General features: G+C 37.5%; 10 protein-coding genes. All 10 read right to left on the reverse strand.

Annotated elements, in window-relative coordinates:
• Positions 1-31: 31 nt before the first annotated feature.
• The gene (locus tag Cop2CBH44_RS13815) at positions 32-2680 is read right to left on the reverse strand and encodes a DUF4962 domain-containing protein (RefSeq protein WP_021931853.1); all 2649 of its coding nucleotides are present in this window, start codon (positions 2678-2680) and stop codon (positions 32-34) included.
• Between the two features lie 265 nt (positions 2681-2945).
• The gene (locus tag Cop2CBH44_RS13820; RefSeq protein ID WP_021931852.1) at positions 2946-4601 is read right to left on the reverse strand and encodes a RagB/SusD family nutrient uptake outer membrane protein; all 1656 of its coding nucleotides are present in this window, start codon (positions 4599-4601) and stop codon (positions 2946-2948) included.
• Between the two features lie 18 nt (positions 4602-4619).
• Positions 4620-7829 (reverse strand): SusC/RagA family TonB-linked outer membrane protein, encoded by a 3210-nt coding sequence (locus Cop2CBH44_RS13825; protein WP_200755037.1) that lies wholly within the window; start codon positions 7827-7829, stop codon positions 4620-4622.
• 262 nt (positions 7830-8091) lie between these two features.
• A complete protein-coding gene (locus tag Cop2CBH44_RS13830) occupies positions 8092-9615 on the reverse strand; it encodes a T9SS type A sorting domain-containing protein (protein WP_021931850.1) in 1524 nt (507 codons plus the stop codon).
• 28 nt (positions 9616-9643) lie between these two features.
• Positions 9644-10387 carry a hypothetical protein gene (locus tag Cop2CBH44_RS13835; RefSeq protein WP_055097694.1) on the reverse strand — a complete coding sequence of 248 codons (744 nt, stop codon included), beginning with the start codon at positions 10385-10387 and terminating at the stop codon, positions 9644-9646.
• Between the two features lie 326 nt (positions 10388-10713).
• Positions 10714-11889, reverse strand: coding sequence for a heparin lyase I family protein (locus tag Cop2CBH44_RS13840; protein WP_200755038.1), 1176 nt, complete (start codon positions 11887-11889; stop codon positions 10714-10716).
• A gap of 6 nt (positions 11890-11895) precedes the next feature.
• Positions 11896-16065 (reverse strand): polysaccharide lyase family 8 super-sandwich domain-containing protein, encoded by a 4170-nt coding sequence (locus Cop2CBH44_RS13845; RefSeq protein WP_200755039.1) that lies wholly within the window; start codon positions 16063-16065, stop codon positions 11896-11898.
• Between the two features lie 26 nt (positions 16066-16091).
• Positions 16092-17360 carry an MFS transporter gene (locus Cop2CBH44_RS13850; protein ID WP_200755040.1) on the reverse strand — a complete coding sequence of 423 codons (1269 nt, stop codon included), beginning with the start codon at positions 17358-17360 and terminating at the stop codon, positions 16092-16094.
• Positions 17361-17432: 72 nt separating this feature from the next.
• Complete coding sequence (locus tag Cop2CBH44_RS13855) at positions 17433-18389, reverse strand: ROK family protein (RefSeq protein WP_200755987.1); 957 nt, start codon at positions 18387-18389, stop codon at positions 17433-17435.
• The gene (locus Cop2CBH44_RS13860) at positions 18386-20026 is read right to left on the reverse strand and encodes a CehA/McbA family metallohydrolase domain-containing protein (protein ID WP_021931844.1); all 1641 of its coding nucleotides are present in this window, start codon (positions 20024-20026) and stop codon (positions 18386-18388) included. The genes Cop2CBH44_RS13855 and Cop2CBH44_RS13860 overlap by 4 nt, the downstream gene beginning before the upstream one ends.
• Between the last annotated feature and the right edge of the window lie 19 nt (positions 20027-20045).

Below are 20045 nucleotides of genomic sequence, written 5' to 3' on the forward strand. Positions count from 1 at the left end.
ATTTTAAGCGCATATTTTTTGATTGAGGAAATTATATTTCCAGCTCAGGAAGCTGATCGACAAGTACTTTTTTGATTTGTTTATTTTTTATTTGGTCTATGATAAGGGTCGATCCATCGACTTTATGCTTTATTTTATGTTTTTCTATAATCATTTTAGGAGCATTATACAGAATCCCTGATTTACAAGTATCAGAAGATATAATCAAATATGCTTTGTCATTTTCTGTAAGGTTACATTTTATATTCCAGTTATCTATAGAAATACTATTGTTTGTACAATTTAATGTTGGACGTTTTTCTCCTTTTTTATGAGTATCGATGATTGTCAGAAATCTGGCTTTTTTCGTTTTAGGTGTCGTTGCTGAAAAATGCCAATGATTCTTGTATTCTATACGTTTTCCGTTAGCATCGGTTTTATTTAGCCAGTTTATTGCTGGAGAAAAAAATTCATCGGATTGTTTAATATCAATGGGATGAGAACTTAGTATATAAGCATCTGATGTTCCGGTTTTATTCTCTCCTTTTACCAAGGTATAGCTAACATTCTTTTTTATATCCATGGGATTGGTTACAGTGTGAAGTAGAAAAGTCCATGTAATGGGTTCTGTGCCTTCTAATTCATCATAAATGACGAATAATCCACTGTCTCCAAGTTTGGCGACGTGTCGTTTGTATGTCTTTACTTTATTTTTGTCCCATCCGTTTTCTGGAGAAAATTTTGTTCCTGATAATCGAGCTCTCTCCAACCATAGGGGAGAGGTTACTTCTCCATATGCATTTGAAGCATCTCCAATGAAATATGATATATTATTTCCTTCATAGAATCGGGGAATCCATCCATACCCCTCTGTTCCTATTTTTTGTCCCATCCCATCGGCCAGTATGGTGTTATGAGCTCGCGTATTACGGTAGGAATACATGCAATGGTCATCTGTAAAGCCCGTTCTGTGTCCGCTGCTATAAAAGATTGGTTGGCCTCCGTAAAATGTATTAAATGCATTTTGATTGGCTAATGCATGTGATGTAGAACCATAAGGACTTGAGCGAAAGGAAAGCATTGCATTTTCTTCTGTTCTATCAGGATGGGTGTGCATAGTTACTAATCCAGTTTGGGGGAAGACTTTAGTATGTGGGAGTTCTGCTAATCCAGGACTATTTTGAGGTAATTGTTTATGAGTTGTCAAACGATACCAAGTCAGGTCTCCGGATTTTCCTAAAAAGGATTTTTTTAAAATATCGGGTTCTCGTTCCAGTATTTTTTTTACATAGTCGGCAGCATAGCTATTGTTGCATTCACGGGCTAAAGCGTCAGCATATCCGACTCGAGAGCCATTAGGTTTTTTCATATTTTCATGAGAGTTACCGTGTCCTGCAGACATAGAACCGGGCAATTGATGATAAATAGTATATAATGCAGAACCGTTATACCAAGGATCAGAGAAGAAATCAAAACCTGTAATTCGAGAATAGAATGCAGGAACTTCGATGAGTGTTCGTATATTTACATGGAAATAGGAATCTCCATTGTGCCAAGCTCCATCGTCATTTAATCCTGGGAATCGAGCTACCCACATATTATAACAATAATCTACCCAAATGTTAGCCTCCGGAAGATCTCCATAAGTGGTGAAGGCAGCCATTGTGAGTATACGTAACGTCATTTGCCATACATGATTATCAGCGATACGGTTTTCAAGGTGATTTACAAATTCTTCAAAGAATTGATTCCCATTTTCCCGTATACCTTCTAAGAGTATTTTTTTTTCGTTTTTAGTCATCAAATCATAAAAAGAATCATATCCTAAGGTACAGATGGACAGTAGTACAGAACTATTGAAATCTCCAGCAAAATAGCGACTATGTTTCCATGATAATATTTCGGTAATCCGGCTAATTGCAGTTTTATAATAGATATTGTCCTGAGTTAATAGATATGAGCGGACAAGAGCTTCTATATTGGCTTCTTCCCGGTCTACGATTTTTCGGCTTTCCCTGATGAGATATGATTTACGTTGCACACTATTGTCTAAAGAAGATAATTTTGTTGTATCTATTTCTTCTTGTATATGTTTTAATGGATTCTGTATTGCTTTTTGGGCCCGTTTTATATACCATTGGGCCTCTTTATTTTTTGTGTTTCGGATACGAAAGTCTTCCCAATCTTTTTTATCCAACAATACTCGGGGATGGTATTTGGGAAGTTTTTGAAGTAAAAATTCTAAAGATGGAGGATTAAATGTGTTAGCCTGTGGGCTGATGGTAAAATGTAATATATCAGACCACGTCTCCTTATTTCCATTTATATAAGCATATTGCCAGTACCACTTTCCCGATTTGAGTGTACGGAAGGGATTGAAAAAAGCCCAGTGTCGTGTTGTTTCTATAACCTCTTTTTTAAATTTGGGGTCTTGAGAAAGTCTTATTTTGTAAATGACATGAGGCTTATGTGCTGTTTCTTCTACGCCATCCAAAACTGGGCCGAGATGAGGAAATTGGTCCGGCCACATTAGAGCGGGAGGATTTTGAGTGACGGTTGCTCCATTCAGAGGAAAAGGAGTTTCTCTCACTTCATGCATCAGTGTTGGAAGATCGAGTTGAATAGTGGTCGTATTTTTTTTCCCGGATAGCAGTAAGACAGAAATTAGCACTAAGATTGATAAATATATATATCTTCTCATAATTTATGTTTTAATATTTTATTCAGGTAATATCTCAATATTAGGAATGTATTGTAGTTATTGGTGCGAAAATATTAAGTTTTTTGCTTCTTATCTGTTGGCTATTGTTAGCCCGAATGTTATAATAGTTAGATTTCAGTATATTGAGATAAATGCTTTTTATATATCGAAGAGATGAATAATGTAAAAAGTAAGGGTTACCAGAAATAAATTTTATTTCTGGTAACCCTTATTGATAATCGTATATTTTATCTTATTTTTTCCATTAATATCCTGGATTATTTTTTCCATTCAATTCATAATTTTGCTGCATTTCGGCAAGGGGTATTGGAAATAACTCGTGTTTTCCAAGTGTAAAATTTCGAAGAGCATTGTATCCTTTTTGATTTTTACTGGTAGCATGTTTCTGTATGGCTGGATATAAAATTCCCCAGCGAATCAAGTCATATTTGCGAGTCATTTCAAAGCAGAGTTCAAATCCTCTTTCCCAGAAAAGGGCAGCTCTGAATTTAGACTTGTTGTCTCCATTATCAAATTCTTTTACTCCTTCTACATTTTCGAAGGTTGAAATATCCATATTTTCGGCAGCTCTGGACCCTTGTTTTTTATATATGTCGTCAAAGTTACTGAAGTCAGCTGCAAGAGGTGTAGCATTGGCTCGTTCTCTCACTTCATTGAGCAAAGGTATGGCCAGTGTTAGCTGGTCGGTTTCATTATACGCTTCAGCAGCCATTAGCAGAACGTCCGCATATCGTAAAAATACAAAGTTTACATTTGTTGTATTCATGTCTCCTGTATATCTGTCATGGCCAATCCAGTCTCGCCGCCATTTCCCGGGAAAATATCCACTGTTATTGACGATATTTACAGCCTGTCTGTCATCATCATAGTATGTCGTCCACTCAGGAAGAACTCTCATATTTCCTTGGGCTCTGCCGGGTCCTCCTGAAGCATAATCGTCATTATGAATGGGTCCAATAAACGTTCCGTAGCGTCCGGCTCCATTCTTTTTTCCATCAGGAGTATGAAACGCGATTTCATAAATGCTTTCCTGCCCATCGATAATATTTTCGCTGAAGTTCTTCCAGAATCTTTCGTATCCGCCCTGAGCCTGAGAATAAAGGCTATGGTGCCCTTTAATGGCAGTATACTCATTTATCACTTCGTTAAAATATCCTTGTCTGGTAGCTTCATCGGGACGTACAAATTTTCCGGTCTCCGAATCGAGACGAAATCCGGAACGTTGTAGATATACACGCATCAATAATGCTCTGGCTGCACCTTGTGATGCCCTTTCTGGACTGATGCCTTCATCTACCCAGGCAAGTTGCCCTTTAGCTGTGTTTAAGTCCGTAATAATCTGGGTATAGATATCCTCAGCTTTAGACCTGCCTAAATAAGCATTTTCGTAAGAGTTTGTATATTCTGTTTTGAAGGGAACATCACCCCAATAACGAACTAAATCGTAGGCCAACATCGCTCTTAAAAAGAGTGCTTCCCCTTCAATTCTTTTTGCTTCGGGATCATTGTTCTGATATTCTTTCATTTTCCGGACATTTGCAATGACGTGATTGGCCCGGTTAATTCCTTCATATTTATATTGCCAAACTAATTGCAGCCAGGAATTGCTTGGTGAAAGGGTATAATGAGATATATCCCTCCAAGCTCCGTCATTATTTGAACCATTGGCATAATACATATCATCGGAGGAGGGCATAGGTATTTCATCACAACCATGATGTTCTTCTTGTGCAAGAATAGAGTATACACCGTTCAATGCTAATTGAGCTTTTGCCGTTGATTCGAATATATCATCTGTAGAGACATAAGATGATGGATGTTCCATCAAAGTATCTGAACAAGCTGGGGATAGTAATCCTATTATCCCTGCAATAAATATATATTTTATTTGTATTTTCATTGTTTTACATTTTATGGATTAGAAACTCAAACTAACACCGAATACAAAAGAGCGGCTTCTTGGATATGCACTCCAGTCTACACCGGGAGTTAGACCCGTTGAATTTCGTGTGCTTACTTCAGGGTCAAATCCGGTATATTTGGTCCATGTAAACAGATTATTTCCAGTAGCGTATATACGCAATGTACTTATTTTTGCTTTACTTGTCCAATGTTTAGGAAATGTATAGCCTAAAGTTATATTGTTAATGCGTAAGAACGAACCGTCTTCAACAGCCCATGAGTGTATTGTCGATTTATCACCACTTTGTAAATTTCCAACTTGAGCAACGGTTTTTCCGGCATTTACTGTCCTTAGTACATTGGCATCAGTTATAGTCTGTCCATCTGCACCTACGGTAATCCAACGATTGCTGCTATCATATATAGCTGTTGAAGTCCGGTTTGACTGTCCGATAAGACCCGTATAAAATTTAGTTGCATTGAATACATCGTTACCATAACTGAAGTTTAAGAAAATACTTAAATCAAAACCTTTGAATGTAAAGGTATTAGTTAATCCTCCATAAAATTTGGGATTGGCATTACCTATTACTTGCTTATCTTCTTCGTCAATAATCGGGTTTCCTTCACTATCGGTTTTTCCTCCATTATCTTTATATTTCCAGAACCCCGGTTCTACGTCTTTATTGGCGACACGGGGAATACCGGGTTTTAATTGGTATTTTCCATTTGCGTCAAGAACAAATTGGCCGTTTGCATCGGTAATAAAGTCGTCTACCTGATACAAACCGTCTGTTACATATCCGTACATTAGCCCGATAGGTTCTCCTACTGCAACTAAATAATCACTTGGACCATCTTTTTGCCAGTTAGACGAAGTTAAGAACGAATCTCCGTCAGACAAGGCCAGAATTTTATTTTTGTTATGAGAGATATTTAGGGTTGTAGTCCATGTAAAATTTTTATTTGTAATATTGGTACTTGTAACAGATATGTCGACACCTTTATTTTGCGTTGCTCCAATATTGCGAATTATGGATGAATGCCCGGATGATAGAGGAAGTTTAGCATTCAGCAACAGATTACTTGAACGATTGATGTAAAACTCGGGAGCAATTACCAACCTTTGGTTGAAGAATCCCAAATCCAATCCGATATTGAATGTTTTATTTGCTTCCCATTTCAAGTCTTCATTAGGAATAGCCATTGGATAGTATCCCGGTGTTGTTCCATTACCGGAAGGGGTTTGTGACGAATCCCATAAAGCAAGAGACTGATAGCTGGAAATTCTGTTATTTCCTGCCATACCGTATCCCGCACGTAGTTTTAAGTCTGAGAATATATCTAATTGTTTGATAAACGTTTCTTCCGATAAACGCCATGCCGCAGAAACAGAAGGGAAATAACCCCATTTATTATTTTTACTGAATTTAGAAGAACCATCTGCGCGGACAGTTGCCGTTAACATGTATTTATCTTTATAATTGTAGTATACACGTCCAAAGAATGACAATAGTTTGTCATCATCGTTAAAGGATGAGCTTAAAATTCCTGGAGTTGCGACACTTATGTTGTTAAGTCCCAATTGGTCGTCAGGGAAGTTACTTAAAGGTATACCTAAAGTTCGAGTCCAGGTTTTTACCCATTCCTGACCGGCTAAAAAGTCGATTTTATGACCCGATTTCAATCTTAGATTATATTGCAGTGTGTTAGATGTCTGAAAGCGTCCGGCTTCGCTGGTAGCTATATTTCCTGTAGGGGCACCACTTCTTTTTGCTGTAGTTGATTCTGAAGTGTAGAATGCATTATTACGTTGTGTACGGTATAACATCCCGGTTGAGTTTTTAAAAGTGAAGCCTTTTAATATTTCAACATTGATACCTCCGTTACCGCTGAAAATTCTTAATTCTTTGCTGATTTGTTCTGCACGGGCCGAAATCTTAGGATTTTGAATACTATTATCATCATCGTCTTTCCACGGGTTATTAGGTAATTGGATAAATTCTTCATCGCTCCAGTCTTTACCGATTGTAGGTTGGTAGGTTAGTATACTACTCATTTTACCAAAGTTACCTTCTCCCTCGGAAGTTCCCATACCTTCTGTTTTTTGATTAGTGTAGTTAAGGTTTACATTTATTCGTACCCGTTTGTTGATTTTATGATCAAGTTTCAATCGGATATTGTCTTTTTTCAGACCACTTTCGAGCATAATGCCTTTATCACTAAGATGGCTGTAAGAAGCACTGTATTTTAGTTCTTTAGTTCCTCCTGATACATCTACTTTATGATTTTGTACAAATCCTGTACGGAAAACTTCATCTTGCCAATTAACGCCTTTATTGGCATAGTTAGTTCCGATTTCCGAAAAATCTCCATAGAATTTGTTGAAGTTATCAAAGTTTCCGTCTTTAATAGCAATACGTTCATAATCAAGGTATACAAATTCTTCAGTGCTCATCATTTCGAGTTTTTTAGCGATGTTACGTACTCCGAAATAACCGTCATATGATATTTTTGCTTTGCCGTCAGTCCCTCCCTTGGTCGTAACAACAACAACACCATTTGCACCACGGGCTCCATAGATAGCTGTAGAGGATGCGTCTTTAAGAACATCTATAGATTCGATATCTGCAGCATTTAATGCCATGAAAGCTGCAGATTCGCTGGGAAAACCATCAATGATGTACAGAGGCTCATTATCTTGAGTGATGGAGATACCCCCGCGTACTCGAATTGAAATTCCGGCATTAGGATCACCTTCAGTTTGTTGTACGTTTACTCCGGCGATGCGCCCTGCCAGAGCTTCTGCTACGTTAGATACAGGTGCTTTGGCCAGTTCCTCAGCATTGACAGATGCAACAGAACCCGTAATATCTTTACGTTTCATTGTACCGTAACCGATAGCAACTACTTCATTCAGCTCTACAGAAGCTGATTCGAGTTTCACAGTCATCGTTTTTTTATTGCCGACTTTTATTTCCTGAGTTTTCATTCCAATAAAAGAAACAATAAGCGTTGATGATGGTGTAGCTTTTATTTTAAAATTGCCATCTATATCGGTCGCTGTGCCTGTTTTAGAACCTTTGATTATGACACTTACACCAGGAAGAGGTTCATTATTGTCGTCTACGACTTTGCCGATTATGTCAGATGTCTGAGCTGAAAGTTGGAATATGGCAAAGAAAGACAGCATGATAGTAAAAAACAATTTTCTACTGTTTTTCATAATGTTAATATTAGGTTTTTTATTATTTCGCACGTTATAAATATATTTTATCCGGTGGTTATATTCCATTTTTGTAATTTCGATTGTATTTTACAATTGTGGGGAATTCTTTTGTTATAGTTTTGGAATTATTATTCCGAGTTATTTATATCGTTTTTTATTGAATATTTTCTTCTTTGAATTAGAAAAAAGGCCCTGTTAGTTTTGTTAGGCAGGGCCTTTGCAATTCAGTAATTGTGTATAGTTAAGATATGTGGTGTTTTTATCGTTTTACAATGCGTTTAACAACTTGGCTACCATCTGATAAGATGATTAGGGCTTGATAATATCCGGTCGGTAGGTTCGCGATAGAAATTTGTCCGGCCGGTTGAGCTATTTGCATAATCGTTTGACCTCCGATGTTCGTAATAATGATGTTTGTAATTGCTTGGTCTGCTGAGACATTCAAAATACCTTGGGTCGGATTTGGATAAATATTTACAGAAGTATCATTGGCTTTTGTGTTTTCGATACTTGTAGTAGTATCCTCGTCAAGAATTTTAAAGTCTTTAATACGGATTTTAGTCTGTTTTGCTCCGACTGTTCCGTTTTCTTGAGGTGCAGCTTTGAACGCAAAAGTTACACTATTAGCGACAAGGTTTAATGGTTCGTTGACATTTACCATTGTTGTATTATCTAAACCCGCTTGTTCAGCTGGTATTATATTTTTCTTAATGGAAATCCATGTTGCAGTTTGATAATTGTCTTTGTAATCTAATGAATAGAACAATTCAATATTTGAATACAATTGGTCGGCTGCTTCTTTGCCAGTATAAAATTGGATATATTTAGTTCCTCCGGCAGATAAATCTATTTTAGGAGAAATGAACCAATTTATTGTACCAGGATTATTTTTACAATTATCTGTCCATTCTACAGTATTAGGTATTTGCCGATATAGACCTTTGTCGTTTTTGTTGGTAAGAATTGAGAAATCACGGCTTTTTGTTTCTCTGTGTGATGCCCATCCGTTGAATTCCCAATTAGAGGATTCCTTAATTATTTCGGAATAGCTCTTTTGATCGATAAAGGTAGAATCTGCTGCATTTATCAGTTCGGGTTTATAATTCCATTTGGCTTCGTAAGGAATGGATTCGATTAATTCTTTTTCTTCCAATGAGATTTGAAATTTTGTAACTCTGATTTTTGTTTGAGCAGAAGCATCTCCAGAATAATTGTCATCTTTTGCTGCTCGAATAGCTAATACAACTGTTGGCGATGTGATATTTGTAGTAACAGAGATTGTCGTTAGTTTACTGTCTCCAAGGCCACTTTGGTCTTCTGGGATAAGATTAGTCTTTATCGGAGTCCATTCTGTAGTATTGACATCCCCGGTATAGTTTGTCGTATATAACAATTCTAAATTAGAAATAGCTGTATTTTCTTTTCCGCATTTGAATGATATTATTTGGGATGTTGTTTTATCTGAAAAATTAAATACTGGGGAAACTAAGTATGATATTTTTATACTGGTTTGTTGTCCGTCTACAAATTCCATAGTATTGCTTAATGGTGCTCCTTTCGAAAAAGCAATATAGAATGGCTTATCTCCTTGTCCTGCAATAGAAGTCCATCCTCCTAAATCATAGAGTGATTGATCATCTGAGGGTTTACCTGTATTGGAACCAACATTGCTTTCGTCTGCATATTTCCAGTCTGCTGTATATGGGAATGTTTCTATTGTTTCAGCGGAAAGACTTCCTCCAATTATTAAAGCTGAAATAAGAGTAAAAAATTTCTTCTTCATAATCTTATTATAATTTAAAGTTAATGTATTATTTTATATATATATTATTTAAATTTATATTCTGTTTTTCTCGAGCTGCATATACCCAACGGACAAAACGAGCATCAGAAGGGAGTGATAAATTTAGTTTTTCTGTCCCAGTGAAATCCCCTGGTTTATAAGTTTTCAAGTTTATCCATTTTTTTCCGTCTACAGATGTTTCTACATCAAATTCTCCGTTAAAAGTCGCTCCTCCGACAACTGTAAGCTCAAAAGTTGCTTCTTGGGCTGGACTATCATATGCAACAAAAAAACCGATACCATCATTTCCCATTCGTACTACTGTCGGTTTGCTGTAATCTATTCCATATCCTGCCCAAGATTTGGGATTGGTAAAATCTGTATTACAAGGATTAGTTTTTGAAAAAGCTATATTTAGAGGTAGCTTTCCGGGTACAAGTTGGTGTACAATAATATTCCAATCTTTAGAAGAACCATCTTTTTTATTTATTGTTATTTGTTTAGATTTTGTATAATCATTATTCAGAGAAGTTGATTCTGATATAGAACAGTTACTTAATAGCTTATACTTTACAGGCAAATTTTTTATGTCTAAAGTTCCGTCTATAATAGTTTCGATCACACTTGCAGTTTTGTTATTGTTTTTAAGGAGGGTTTGAGTAAGTGCGCCTTCAACTTTAAAGTTTGCAAATCCTTGTGCGAAAAGAGTGCTACTAAAAAATAACGCTGTTGAAATAAGAATAATTGTTTTACGATTCATATTGTTTTTCATTTAGAAATTTGTTAACTGACTTATATTGGATTAATACCGATTTTTCACTTTGCAATTTTACAGACTTTCTTATTAAGAGGCTTTCTCTGTTGTTGAAAAGAATTTTACATTTGTTGAAATGCCTTGTTTTTAGCCTTTAAAAGTTTCTTTTTTATTGAAAGTAAAAAGTGTCAGATAACCTTTTTGCCATTAATTAATAATCTTATTTTGGTAAAATGCGATGACGCGATAATAAATAAAAAAATGCTCCGGTCAAAATTTTCCGGAGCAAATAAAGAAATATTTTAGATAAGATTCTAATTTTGATAGATTTTTAACATTGCAGATTAATATTCTTTATATCCTGCTAAATTGTAACAAACAGGAACAGTACTATTTCCTACTCGATAGATACCAAATTTGAAATAATATCCGTTTTCATCATTACGTCCAATGAGAATCTGTTCGTTATTTACGATGTGCCGGTCTATTTTTTCACCATTTTTATCATATGACATAATGACGTCTAATGCTCCGGGTTTGAGGATGTTCTCATTTTTTCCTCTATATATTGTCCAGTTTATGGTGATATTGAAAGTTACCCATGTATTTTTAGGGAAATCTGAAAAAGGTTCTTTAAATGCCAAAGTAGATGCTTTATATTTTGATGTAAGAGGTTTCATCACTTCTCCTTTTTCTGGGTCAATGTTGCATCTATCCGATTTATCAGTTAACCATTTTCGGTCAGAATTGGCTTTAATATAGAAAAATCCTTTATTGAAGCCAAAAGCCAGAGGAGGATATCCCCCTTGTTCTACTATCCAGCCGTTTGGTTTCTTACCTGCTTTGTAAACAGGGTTTCCGTTTTTATCAAGTTTGGGAGAACCATTAGCATTGGTTACCGCAATTTTATCATAACCGGTGTCTTTTTTGAAAATTACCTTTTCCCAAATTTGAGAGAATTCTTTATCTGATACTTGCTTTATCACACCTTCTGGAGTTTTTAATAGTGTACGGTCGGGCATACCGTGCCATTGAGCGAAAATAGTGTTTACTGAAGCATCCAGTTCACTGGGAACGTATATAGAGAATTGATAGTGTTTTGTACTTCCCTGAGGACATTCACCTTTCCCATAATGATACACTTTTTTAGCTCTGATTGCATACTCCAATTGTTCTGCCGAGAGATTTTTTATATGTTCTTTTGTTGCATAACAATAAGATAGTTCTGCACGACCTTTGGTCTCTCCTACGTTATATCCGGATAGAGTATTGTCATTTTGTTTTAATTCGAATCGATAAGATGGTTTACCATTGAATGTTCGAGTATAATCATATTGTATGGCATGTTCTTTTTTGCTTCCAACGGCAACCCACTCTCCGTCAATAACAGAAGTTTGGGGAGCAACGGAGCCTTGGATATCGACTCTTGTAGTAATAGGTATTAATGTCTTGTTTTGTGCCGCAATTGTTAGTCCGGAGAATAGGCATAGTGAAATAAGGACTATATTTTTATTTTTCATTGCAAATTATTTTTTAATGATTTGTTTTACTGTTTTTCCTATAATTACCCAATAATGTCCAGAATTGAGTGTCGATAAGTCTATACTTATATTTTTTCTATTGTTTACAGGTATAGACAAAACTTCCCGTCCACTGATATCTGTAATTCGTATATTTGATTCTATTGGTTGGGCCAGGTCGATAAAGAGCTTGCCTGTTGTGGGATTGGGATAGACTGATATGTTGTTTTCTTTACTGAAAAAATCTATTCCGGTATTCAGTGGGCTTAATTTGACAGACAAAGATTCGGCATTGATACCGTTAAATCTCAATGTGGTAGTGTTGTTTGCTGGGTCGTATCCTTGATTTTCCACTTTTTCATTGGTATCGAGAATATCCCATTTTCCGTTTATTATGACTTCCACAGGTTCTATTTCACTTTCTAAATATTGCTTAGATGCAGGGACCGACCAAGCTTGAATCGGGAATTGCCCGAATTCGTTTCCTTTTTCATAATAACCTAAATCCGGATTGGCAACAGTAAGGGAAATATCTTCGTTTTCTGAGTCTATCCAAATAAGGCAAGGTTCGGAAGTTTGATGAATATATTTGTCTTCTATATCTGTATTTTCTGTAAAGATAGTCAAACCTTTTGTTTGACCATGTGTAACAATATGTGCAATATTGTCTTGCCGTTCAATAATATAAAATTTATCAGGATCAGAAGCTAATTCGGATATATATTCTCCTCCTCTTACCCACACAGCATATTCATATGTTCCATTGTTTATTTGGGAACCATGATTTATCCAGACAGTTGCATAATCTCCAGAGGTGGCATTTTTGTTTTTATCGTCCATAGATTCTTGTGTACTTCTTTGGATATGTAGGCCTTTAGCGTTGGCTATGTAATATCCATTTCCGGCTATATCTGTTAACGTAGCTGGCCTTTCTGTTGTTAAGTCTTGAGAGTAGGATAAACCGGTAATATTTTCTCCGTTTATCTGAATTGGTGTATCAGGGGAAGGTAATAAATTTTGGAATATTGTAGTATGGGTGTCGTAACTTGAAGTTGTATTATCAATATCGGAACCTAAGGCGACAATCAGGTCATCAAAAAAGAAATATGATTTTAGTGCTGTCAGCTTGGGCTTAACCCAAGTTGAACTACTTTGTCCTTTAGTCCGATCAGAAAATTTAAATCCGTACGCTCCGTTTTTTCCGTCAGTGACACCACTGGCGAATGCTTCATTTGAGAAGCGAGGCCATTGAAAATTTTTAGCATCAGCTAATACTTCTGCAAGGGATAAGTTCGGTACGGTAGTTCCTGGGATATGAGTCCAATCATATCCATCATATCCGACACCGCTGGCTTCTGCAGTTACTATTCCATTCGAATCTCTTCCACTATATATAGACAACTGTCCGAAACTTTGATTACGTCCATACCAGTTTTCACTACCGTTTGTTTCAAAATCCCAAACGTATTTGCTGTAACCTTTAACTGTTGCTAACCAGTCAGAACGACGATGTATTTGTGTTGCTGCAAAAGGAAAAGTTCGATTTAATTCTGTCTCGATAGTGGGTGTAGTTGATGCTTTTAATCGATTGCACATTTCGATTGTTCCTATACCTCCTATGAAATTAATTTCACAAGCTACATTCCGAATCATTTTGGTTTGTACTAAGTTATATGATGGGTCATATAGGTTGGCAAAGATACCAGCTATTTCGTCTTTTAATTTTCCTTCTGGTAGTACTTCGTATATATAAGCATAAGCAGGGATTTGGTTCAATATATTGTTCAACTGATTGGGGAAGCGTCCACAAAGGCCTCGTGATATATCGTATTTTCCACTATATTGGCTGAATGCTTGTAAGCCTTTGGCAACGTGTTCGACGGATACAGGATCGATACTATACGATGTATTATTTAGTACGAAAGCCATTTGAGCGGAAACGTGCATGGCTTCAGTGACATATCCGTTACCCCATACTCCTAAATGATGGTATCCGGTGTAGTCGGGTTTCAAAAATCCATCCCAAGCTCCGTGGGGAGTAAGGGCATTATTCAACACTTGTATAAGGTAAGACATTTTTTCTTCTCTCTGTAATACAGAATCGGCTGCTGTGAGTAAATACATTAGGCGGTTATTATACATAGTACGAACTCCGTCAGCACGGCTTGTATTACCTTCTGCATCGGCTGACCAATCACTTTCTCCTCCTTCGATTTCAAGGCTATTGGGAACTACCCATCGGGTTGCCCATTCCATCATTCTCGTTACTTCGTCAAGCCGTCCGCTTCTTTCTAATTCTTCTCGCATTAATAGGGATGCATAATAATAACCTGTTAATCTTAAATAGATACCTCCTCCTGCAAAGTGTAACTCTCTTCCTGATTTGAAATTTCGTATACTTAAGTATTCATATAATTTCATAATTTCCGCAAGAGTAGATGGATTGTGATAATCTGGGTTGGGGTTATCGTCTGGTCCTTTTAGATTATAAGCTAAAGCTAAGGGAAATAATGCATTACTAAATAGCTCCCGGACAAGAGTAATATCGTTGGGCGATGTATTTTCGTCCAGATTAAAATCAGTTAGACCCTCTGCATTCGGATCATATTGCTGGGCATTTGTGTGTGCCTGATTGAATCGACTCAATAGAGAATTATATCGGTTGAGTGTCGCATTATAGGTATAATCCGTATTATCATTTCCGGTAAGTAGTTGCATATAACGATTGCGTATGATATCTATATCGGAAAAGGGGGTTGCTATGCAAGATATGATATCGCTATTTTCTCCGGAAGAAGTTTTGATAATAGCATATATGATATGTCTGTTGTTTCCATTTGTATTGATATCAAAAGTTTGAGGTATTCCTCCTTTCAGGTAATCGATATGAGTCCCGTTCAATATTTCGTCAACAGATGGGGTAGATATATTATCTTCATATTCCTTGGAAATATAATATAGTGTTCCACCATCATTTGCAGAAAATTCGAAAGTTATGGATTGAGAGTTTTTCGTTAGCGGGAAAAGATATTTGATAGTTAAGTTTTGTTCGGTTGAGAATACGGAACTTGATTGCACGTCAGATGTATTGCCTGATTTATCACGAGCAATAAAATACAATTTTAGGTTTTGTGCAGTAGGAGCGTTCAGCGTTTGGGTGATAATTTGGTTCGTTGTATTGACTGATAGTTGGGAACTGTTTAGCAGTTCTTCTTCTGAAGGTTCTGAATCAGCACTCTGTATTTTCCAGAAAAGAGTAGATAGTTCGTCGCTTTTGAAGGAGAAGTCTATCGATGAGCGAGTTATATTTGAAATTTTTGTTTCTGAAATTATAGGAGCCTCATTATCTGTTGCTTTCCATACTTGAATCTTTTTTCCGTCGGCAATATATAGATTGTCATTTTCATCGGTAACAATACCATAGGGAGCAGAAAATTCTCCTTCGAATTTATTTTTCAATGTCCCATCGGAGTAGAATTCATAAACGCCCATCGAAGTATCTGTAAATGAGTTTATAATTAGATTCCCATTTGATATACTTGTCATGTATACCAATCTGTTATAGGTATCGACATTATTTTCTCGTTTTATTCTGAAACCGACATTTGCGACATTTCCGTCGAATGATAAAATATTGAGAACACCTGTATTATAATCAACAATGAAAGTATTTTTTTGTTGATCAAAATATACTTTTCGAGGTTCTCTAAAATTATCAACACCTTCTGTTTGAGTAATTTCGGTTTTATTATTACCGTCTATAATAGTTATTTTGCTTGCTGATGCGATATATAGTTTTTCATCTGGACCGAATGTTACTCCATTAACTTTTTCTTCGAGAGAAATTGTCTCATTTGTGTTACTGCCGTCGGCATTGTATATAGAGACTCTGTTTTGTCCTCGTTCGGCAATGTAGATTTTACCGTCGTTATTCACATCGACATCAAAAGGTGTACTGAGTCCAGAAATAAGGGTAGTACCTTCTTTTTTGTGAAGGTCGTATTTGTATATTGTTTTTCCTGCTACAACATAGATTATATTTTCCTTCAGACACATACCTCTTGCATCTCCAGGTAGAGATATATCGGAATTCGCGTCATGAGAAAATGTCTGAGCATGTAATTCTGAAAATAATATACAAAATAAGAAAATTAAAAAATAACAATATTTATTCATAGTCGAGAATATTTAAAAAAATAAATTTATGCTTTTTTCCGAGATAATAATTCCTTGATAGATATTGTCCTATTATTAACCAGAGGTCTGGCCCAAAATGAGATACTGATGATATATCCCAATGTAATAAGCATCGACAGTAGGGCTATCCGCAACCCGAACGTATCTGCCAAAGAACCTACAACGACCGGACCGATGGCGCCTCCGACAATACCTGAACATAGAATACCTGCAAACGAACCGTGGTGTTTGTTTACAGAGTTTAGTCCTAAGGACATAATAATCGAAAACATGACAGAAATTGTAAACCCTATCAGCGGAAAACAAAACATGGAAATTTCTGCTGTTCCGAATAGGCTAATGCACAATAAAATGATAGTCAGAAATCCTGCGTAGCGAAGCACTATTTTAGAATCGAAAAGTTTGAGAGCGACTAATCCTGCCAGACAGCCCAACGACATAAGTCCCCAAAATGTCCCGACTACAGCAGCTCCTTCAGTTTGTGGATTTAATCCATGATATTGCTCCAGAAATTTAGATATCCAGTTGGCTATACCTTGTTCGGTGGCCACGTATGATAATATACCTAAGAAAAATAGATAGACATATTTATTATGTAGTAATATTTTATATGACTCGAAAGAACCGGATTTTTCTTCTTCCTGTAATTTCATTCGAGGGAAATGTACCTTAATTACAATAAGTATAATACAGATTAGAATGACTGTGAATATCCAATATAAAGATACCCAAGGTAAGTTTGGAGGTGTAATGTTTGACAAAAATTTCACAACTATTCCTGTGTGAGTATTTATTGATGTTAATTCCCTTACTAAATAAGAATATATAAAAGGGCTGACAAAGGATGCAAAGCCGAAGACGAGTTGCCCCATTACAGAGAAGAATGCAAAATTCTCTTCACCTCCGGCAACCCGGGTCAACGGATTTATAACGGTTTGTAACATCGCCATCCCTAATCCGATAATGAAACTCGAAGCTAGTAAAACAGGATAAGAGGGCATCAATACAAAAATCAATGAGCCGATGAATGGCATGGAGAATCCCATGAGCAACACAGTCTTTTCGCTGTATTTTTCGATTAAGATTCCGGCAGGGATAGACATGACAGCATAGGCCAAAAAGAATGACATAGGTATGTATCCTGCCAGAGAGAGTTGCTTCAAGTCGAAATTACTGATGATGTCGGGAATGAGTGGGCCCAGAATATTTGTAATAAATGATATTACAAACCAAAAAAGCATAATCAATGCTACTATACCGTAATTTCTTTTCATTTTATTTATGATTTATGTATAACCAAAACCAGATTATGAAATTTTCTGGTTTTGGTTAGTAGCGTAAATTTTTCACTTTTTATTCTTACTTAATAAAAAAGCCATCCAGGCAGCCCCCATAGTACCGGCTTTATTTCCAAGCATTGCAGCGCATATTTTTGTGTTTACCCGACAGTCAGCGATAGAATATAGGGCAACTTCCTGTTCTATGCGTGCAATGTAAAAGTCACCGGCTTCAGAGATTCCTCCTCCAATGACAATTTTTTGCGGACTGAATATATTTACCAATCCGGCAATGCCATGACCGAGAAAACTCCAATGTTCGTTCATCGATTCTACGGCTACAGGATGGCTCTCCAAATAAAGCTTTATAATTGATTTGCCATCAGGCTCTCTTTCTAATTGAATATTCTGTTCTTTACAGCGACGGACAAAGCGACGCACGAGGGCCGTGGTAGAAGCGTAGGTTTCGAGACATCCTACGCTTCCGCAGGCACAGGGTTCTCCGTTGGCAATGAGAGGGATATGCCCGATTTCCGTCCCCCGGTTCTTGTATCCTCCATATAATTTACTGTCTATGATAATGGCTCCGCCTATGCCGGTTCCGACTGTGATGAAGAGAACATCTGAACAGCCTTTAGCCGCACCGAAGGCCTGTTCACCCAATCCCATCATGTTGGCATCATTGGCAACGCTGACCGGGAGCCCGGTCTCTTTTTCTAAAATATCGGCAAGAGGGACATTTTCCCAACCTGTGATATTCTCAGCTCCACCCAATACCCTACGGTTCGTTTCATCGGTAATACCTGGAGTTCCTATTCCTATACCACAAAGGGTAATATTTGCTGTATTTGCAAAATGAATGCATTCTGTCATGGCACTTTTCAGTTGTCCGATAACGGCATCTTTGGACGTACTTGCCAAAGAGGGCAGTTTCCCGTTGTACAGGAAATGTCCCTCTTCGTCAATAACAGCATATTTGATGAAGGTTCCTCCTAAATCTATTCCTATGGCATATTTCATGATTATACCCTTTCTACCCAAATAGGGGTGCTGAATGCCCATTGTCCGTCACGTTGACGAACACGTACATAATAGTAGTCGGTATCTCTTGCCGGTTGATTGTCGCTCATGACATGTTCTATCATGAAAGCATTTTCCGGGGCTGCCCGATTGAAGAGAACCGCCTCGCTCAGCCATCCTCTCATAAAATGAGACTTGGAACCGGCCAATAATTCAGCCAGTGTATAACTGAATTCTTTTCCGTTGACGGATACTCTGATTTTTCCATTTTTGGGCATGGTAACATCCAGGTTTATAGCTTGCATGGCGGGAGTCATCGTATTCGGATTCTTTGTAGAATACATTTCCACATCTACCCGTTTGTCTGTTGTATTCAGTATCTTATTGACTTTGGTTTCATCTTCGTGACCCACTTTGTCTGCTTGTGGGGAAGTGTATGCGGCACCACGGAAGCATGGAGTGGCAACATTGATTTTACCATCGGATATATCTATGAAGCCGTCCCAACGGACAGGTTCTTCTTCCCTGTTCCATCCGAATTCTATTTTTACTTTGGCCCGGATTGTATCTTCAGCTGGAACGATAGTTTGCATGGGACCATTTAATCGGGCAATACATTCCCCGTTTTTCACCAAATCGATATAGTCGATATAATTGGCGGATTCTACGTTTAAGTAAATATTCCGGTTGTTTCCTCTGATGACGTCTCCCATGATAGCGTCGTTGATGCGAAAATCAATGTAGATTTTGTCTCCGGTAGCACAGTATACATGACGATTTTTCATGGCTTCCCATATGTCGTCCCGGTTTAGAGACTTGGCCAGTACGCCTATACGTCCGTCGCTAAAGCTTCCCGGATAACCTGCATGCTGGTCTGTGGAGCCGATAAACCCGAATTTGAAACCTCTCTCGAGCCCGCATAATGCACTCCCTTCGTAAGAGCGGGGGCCCATATCGTGCAGATAGTTGAAGTCTCCCTGATCGCTCTCTGCCAGACCGTGCCGGGAGAAAATTTCGACAAATGGAGTCTGGTCTCCTTCTGTAAAGCAATCCCAGTTGTATCCGCGGTATCCTTTCTCATAGCCCATATGATGAGGAGTGACAAAAACTTTTTTATCTTTCAATTTCTTTTTCAGGTCTTCTACTGATGTGCATTCGACCAAAGGGAAATTTTGTTCGTAAGATAAGACTACGTGGTCTCCGTGCTCCATACTGTGGCATTCGTAAGAAGGAAATGTCAGGAATTTACCCTCTTGGTTATACTCTTCAGTCATTTTCAGATATTTTTCATATCCTCCTTCCCGGAGGCGTTTGAAGGCTCCGACGTGATAATCGATAACCCAAGCCAGTCGAGGGTCGTTTTTACCGGGGATATCCGGCCACATGGCATGTGGAGTGACCGCAACAAAGTCGAGTTGTTGTTTGGCTGCTTCGAATGCCAGCCGCATATCTCCGTGTCCGTAGGTAATATTGCAATGATTATGAATATCGCCCCAAAAGACTTTCAATCCGTTGGGGTCTATCTTGGCAGCAGCTTTTGTCTTTTCCCTGTTTTTAGGATTGCATGCACTTAATAAGGTGCCTGACATCGCCAGTCCCATTACACTCCATCCTGTACTTTTGATAAATTTGCGTCTATCCATGATAACTAATTTATAATGA

The sequence above is a fragment of the Coprobacter secundus subsp. similis genome (genome assembly GCF_015097275.1).
In the GTDB taxonomy this organism is placed as follows: domain Bacteria; phylum Bacteroidota; class Bacteroidia; order Bacteroidales; family Coprobacteraceae; genus Coprobacter; species Coprobacter secundus.